We start from the raw sequence: 5,329 nt of genomic DNA on the forward strand, positions 1-5,329 counted from the left end.
GGAACCCCCCGCCGCGCGCGGTGGCCAGGACCGAACCGTCCGCCCCCACCACCGCCACGTCCGTCTTGCTGTTGCCCGCGTCGATGGCGAGGACCGCCGCGCTCACGCCCACGCCAGGTGCTCCCGGTTGTGCGCGATCAGCCGGTCGGTGAGCCCTTCGGCGTACTCGAACTGGCCGACCAGGGGGTGCGCGAGGAGCGCCTTGAAGACGCGGTCGCGGCCGCCGCGCAGCGCCGCCTCCAGCGCCAGGTCCTCGTACGCCGTCACGTTCGCGACGAGCCCCGCGTACAGCGGGTCCAGCTCCGGCACGGCCATCGGCGTCGCGCCCGTGCGGTCCACCCGCGCCTGGACCTCGATCACCGCGTCGTCGGCGAGGAACGGCAGCGTGCCGTTGTTGTACGTGTTGACCACCTGCACCGGGCTGCCGCCGTCGCCCAGCAGCGACGCCGCCAGGTCCACCGCCGCCTCCGAGTAGAACGCGCCGCCGCGCCGGGCGAGCAGGGCCGGCTTCTCGTCCAGCGCCGGATCGCCGTACAGGGAGAGGAGCTCCGCCTCCATCTTCGCCACCTCCGCCGCCCGCGACGGCTTCGTGCCGAGCTCCCGTACGACCTCGTCGTGCGCGTAGAAGTAGCGCAGGTAGTACGAGGGGACGACCCCGAGGCGGTCCAGCACCGCGCGCGGCAGGCGCAGGTCGTCGGCGATGGCGCCGCCGTGCTCGGCGAGCAGCTTCGGCAGCACGTCCTCGCCGTCCGGGCCGCCGAGGCGCACCCCCAGCTCCCAGCTGAGGTGGTTGAGGCCCACGTGGTTCAGGTGGACGTCGGCGGGCGCCACCTCCAGCAGCTTCGCGAACTTCCGCTGGAGGCCGATCGCGACGTTGCACAGCCCGACGGCCCGGTGCCCGGCCTGGAGCAGCGCCCGGGTCACGATGCCCACGGGGTTGGTGAAGTCGATGATCCACGCGTCGGGGCTGGCACGCCGTACCCGCTCCGCGATGTCCAGGACGACCGGGACCGTACGCAGCGCCTTCGCGAGACCGCCCGCGCCCGTCGTCTCCTGTCCGACACACCCGCACTCCAGCGGCCACGTCTCGTCCCGGTCGCGCGCGGCCTGCCCGCCGACCCGGAGCTGGAGCAGCACCGCGTCGGCGTCCGCGACGCCCGCGTCCAGGTCGGAGGTGGTCGTGATGCGGCCGGGGTGCCCCTGCCTGGCGAAGATGCGGCGGGCGAGGCCGCCCACCAGGCCGAGGCGGTCGGCCGCCGGGTCGACGAGGACGAGCTCGTCGATCGGCAGGGTGTCGCGCAGACGGGCGAAGCCGTCGATCAGTTCCGGGGTGTACGTGGAGCCGCCACCCACTACAGCGAGCTTCATGCCGGTCATCAGCCCTTTACTCCGGTCAGTGTGACGCCTTCGACGAACGCCTTCTGGGCGAAGAAGAAGACGACGATCACAGGGGCCATGACCAGGACGGTCGCGGCCATGGTCAGGTTCCAGTCGGTGTGGTGCGCGCCCTTGAAGGATTCGAGTCCGTACGACAGCGTCCAGGCGGCCGGGTTCTCGGAGGCGTAGATCTGTGGTCCGAAGTAGTCGTTCCAGGCGTAGAAGAACTGGAACAGGGCGACGGCCGCGATGCCCGGCCTGGCCATCGGCAGCACGACCCGGACCAGCGTCCGCAGTTCGCCGCACCCGTCGACCCGCGCCGCGTCGAGGTACTCGTCGGGGATGGTCAGCAGGAACTGCCGCAGCAGGAAGATCGAGAAGGCGTCGCCGAACGCCATCGGGATGATCAGCGGCCACAGCGTGCCGGACAGGTCGAGCTGCTTCGCCCAGAACAGGTACATCGGGATGACGACGACCTGCGGCGGGAGCATCATCATCGAGATCACGAGCATCAGCGACAGTCGGCGGCCCCGGAAGCGGAACGTGGCGAGCGCGTACGCCACCGGCACGGAGGACACCACCGTCAGTACGGTGCCGAGCCCGGCGTACAGCAGCGTGTTGCGCCACCAGGTCAGGAAGCCCGGCGTCTCGAAGACCTTGACGTAGTTGCCCCACTCCCAGGTGTCGGGCGTCAGGTCGCGGGTCAGCGCCTGCTGGTCGTTCATCAGCGACGTCAGGACGACGAAGACGAACGGCAGCACGAAGAAGAGCGCCGCCGCGATCCCCAGCGCGTGCACGGCGATCCAGTGCAGCAGCGCCCTGCGGCGGGCCGTGCGCGCGGCGGGGGTCGCGCCCGCGCCGCTCGGCAGCGTCTTGACCGGCCGGTCGAGAAGGTGCGTCATGACGGTCACTCACCTTCCTGGAGGATGCCGCCGCGCCGCCGCATCAGAAGCGCGGTGAAGGCCATGGCCAGGGCGAACAGCACCAGTGCGACCACGCACGCCGCGCCGTAGTCGAAGCGCTGGAAGCCGAGGTTGTACACGAGCTGGGGAAGCGTCAGCGTCGACTTGTCGGGATACCCCGGCTCGAACTGCTGGCCCGAGCCGCCGATGACGCCGGAGGCGACCTTCCCCGCGACCAGCGGCTGCGTGTAGTACTGCATCGTCTGGATCACCCCGGTGACGACGGAGAACATCACGATCGGCGAGATGTTCGGCAGGGTGACGAAGCGGAAGCGCTGGAGCGCGGACGCCCCGTCCAGCTCCGCCGCCTCGTACTGCTCCTTCGGTACGTCGAGCAGCGCGGCCATGAAGATGACCATCAGGTCGCCGATGCCCCACACCGCGAGCATCGTGAGCGCCGGCTTCGACCACGACGGGTCGTTGAACCAGCCCGGGGCCGGCAGCCCCAGATCGCCCAGGACCGAGTTCACCGGCCCCGTGCCCGGGTTGAGGAGGAAGACGAAGGCGAGCGTCGCGGCGACGGGCGGTGCGAGGAACGGCAGGTAGAACAGGGTGCGGAAGACGCCCGTACCCGTTCTGATCCTGGTGATCAGCAGGCCGATGCCCAGCCCGAAGACGACCCGGCAGGTGACCATGACCAGGACCAGCCACAGGGTGTTTCCCAGCGACGGCCAGAACATCGGGTAGTCGCGGAACACCCACGTCCAGTTGTCGAGCCCGTTGAACCTGGGGGCGCCGAAGCCGTCGTACCGCGTGAAGGAGAAGTAGACGGTCGACAGCAGCGGGTAGGCGAAGAAGACGCCGAAGCCGACCAGCCACGGCGACATGAACGCCGCGGTCCGCAACGCCGATCTGCGGCGCTTCGAGCGCAGTGTGGGGGCGGTCGTGCTCATCGGCGGACTACTTCGCCTTCGCGATGTCGGCGTCGATCTGCGCGGCGGTCTTCTCCAGACCCGCCTGGAGGTCCTTCACCGCGCCCTTCTCGTACTGATAGCCGAAGTCCTGGATCGTCAGGAGGTACGTCGCCCCGTTCACCGCGCCGGCGGGGGTGCTGGACTTGGGGTGCCGCGCGATGTCCAGGAACGTCTTGAAGCGCGGGTCGAGTTCGAGGTCCGGCGACTTCAGGGCGTCGAAGGTGGACGGCACATTGCGGATGGCGTTGGCGAACTCCACCACGGCGTTCGTGTCCGTGGTCATGAACTCGACCAGTTCCCAGGCCGCGTTCTGCTTCCTGCTCGCCGGAGCGATGCCCATGATCGTGCCGGACAGGAAGCCCTTGCCGTAACTGTCCGCCTCGTCGTCGGCCACCGGCATCGGAGCGACGCCGATCTCGAACGGCACCTTGGCGTCCTCGGCCATCCCGAGCCGCCACTCACCGTCCAGCTGCATGGCGACCTGCCCGGTGTGGAACGGGTGCTTGGCGCCCCACTCGTCCCCGAAGGTGCCCCGGTACTTCTCCAGCTTCCGGAACCCGCCGAGCTCGTCGACCAGCTTCTTCTGCTGCCTGAACATGGCCGCGAAGGCCGGGTCCCTGGCTGTGTTCGACTTGCCGTCGGCGTCGAAGTAACGCTGGTCCCAGGAGCCCAGGTAGTGCTCGGTGGTCGTCTCGTAACCGTGGTAGTTCGGCATGAAGCCGAGCTGCTCGTAGCTGTCGCCCCTGGTCTTCGTCAGCTTCTTCGCGACCGAGGTCAGCTCGGACATCGTCCTGGGCGGCGCCTCGATGCCGGCCTCTTTGAAGGCGTCCTTGTTGTAGTAGAGGCCGTACGCGTCGGTGAGCAGCGGCATCGCGCACCGCTTGCCCTCGAACTGCGTGTATTCCAGCGTCACCTTCGGGAACGTCTTCTCCAGGTCGAGCTTCGACTTCTCGATGAAGGGCCCCAGGTCGGCGAAGGCGCCCGACGAGCAGAACTTCCCGACGTTCGAGGTCGTGAAGGACGACACGACGTCCGGGCCCTTCGAACCGCCCGCGCGCAGCGCCTGGTTGAGCTTGTCGTCGTTGATGTTGCCGACGACGTTCACCTTGATGTTCTTGTGCCGCGCCTCGAACCGGTCGACGTTCGCCCGGATCGCCTTCACCTCGCTCGGGGCGCTCCAGCCGTGCCAGAAGGTGATCGTGGTGTCCGCCTTCGGGTCGTCCGTCGCTCCCGCCCCGGACTGGCCCGTGCACGCGGTGGCGAGCACGGACAGCGCGGCGACGGCGACGGCTGGGCTGACGAGGCGGCGGCTGCCGCTCTTCTGGCGCATGGCGAAGCTCCCAGGGGCTGGAGGACGGGGGAGGGACAGCAGCGGAGGGGCGCTAGCGGGAGGTGGTGTCGAAGACCTCGTCACGGGTGGTGGCCAGGGCGCTCTCCAACGCCCCGCGCAGTACGGGCTCGTCGCGTACGGAACCGATCACGAGCCGGGGCCGGGGAGCGGCGAGCTCGGCGAGCTCCGCCTGGACCAGCGCGCGCAGCGGTTCGCCGCCGGCCACGAGCACGCCGCCGGACAGCACCACCAGCTCCGGGTCCAGCAGGGCGACCATGGCGGCGAGACCCGTCGCGAGGCCGGTCGCGAACGCCTGGAGGAGGTCCCGGTACGGCCCGTCGGCGGCCCGGGACGCCTCGCTCAGCAGCGCGATCGCCTCGTCGATGTACGTCTCGCCCGGCGGCACCGCGATGCCCAGCTCCCGGGCCAGCCGGGGCACCGCCTGCCCGCCCGCCAGCTCCTGGAAGCCGCCGGAGTTGGCCTTGGTCACCCGGCGCACGAGCGGAGTGCCCGGCACCGGCATGAACCCGACCTCACCGGCGCCACCGGTCCAGCCGCGGTGCAGCCGGCCGCCGATCACCAGCGCGGCGCCGAGGCCGCCGTGGTTCCACAGCAGGACGAAGTCCTGGTGGCCGCGCGCCGCGCCCAGCCGCTGTTCGGCGACGGCGGCGAGGTTCACGTCGTTCTCGTACTCGACGGGCATGGGCAGGGCGGCCGCGAGGTCGTCTGTCTCTTATTACACATCT

4 protein-coding genes and 1 pseudogene are annotated in these 5,329 nt (G+C 69.9%); all 5 read right to left on the reverse strand.

Annotated features, from left to right (window positions below; all coding sequences use genetic code 11):
- Window positions 1-102: 102 nt before the first annotated feature.
- Window positions 103-1,368: a 6-phospho-beta-glucosidase gene (locus tag E2E34_RS30740; protein ID WP_138905140.1), complete on the reverse strand. Its 1,266-nt coding sequence runs from the start codon at window positions 1,366-1,368 to the stop codon at window positions 103-105.
- A gap of 8 nt (window positions 1,369-1,376) precedes the next feature.
- Window positions 1,377-2,279, reverse strand: a complete 903-nt coding sequence (locus E2E34_RS30745) for a carbohydrate ABC transporter permease (RefSeq protein WP_138905137.1) — start codon at window positions 2,277-2,279, stop codon at window positions 1,377-1,379.
- 5 nt (window positions 2,280-2,284) lie between these two features.
- Entirely contained in the window at window positions 2,285-3,232 is a 948-nt protein-coding gene (locus tag E2E34_RS30750; RefSeq protein WP_138905138.1) for a carbohydrate ABC transporter permease, read from the reverse strand.
- Window positions 3,233-3,239: 7 nt separating this feature from the next.
- Window positions 3,240-4,583 (reverse strand): ABC transporter substrate-binding protein, encoded by a 1,344-nt coding sequence (locus E2E34_RS30755; RefSeq protein ID WP_138905139.1) that lies wholly within the window; start codon window positions 4,581-4,583, stop codon window positions 3,240-3,242.
- 52 nt (window positions 4,584-4,635) lie between these two features.
- Window positions 4,636-5,310 (reverse strand): annotated as a pseudogene (locus E2E34_RS30760) (ROK family protein); the annotation flags it as partial.
- Between the last annotated feature and the right edge of the window lie 19 nt (window positions 5,311-5,329).

Origin of the sequence: Streptomyces albidochromogenes, assembly GCF_005981925.1 — a bacterium.
In the GTDB taxonomy this organism is placed as follows: Bacteria; Actinomycetota; Actinomycetes; order Streptomycetales; family Streptomycetaceae; genus Streptomyces; species Streptomyces albidochromogenes.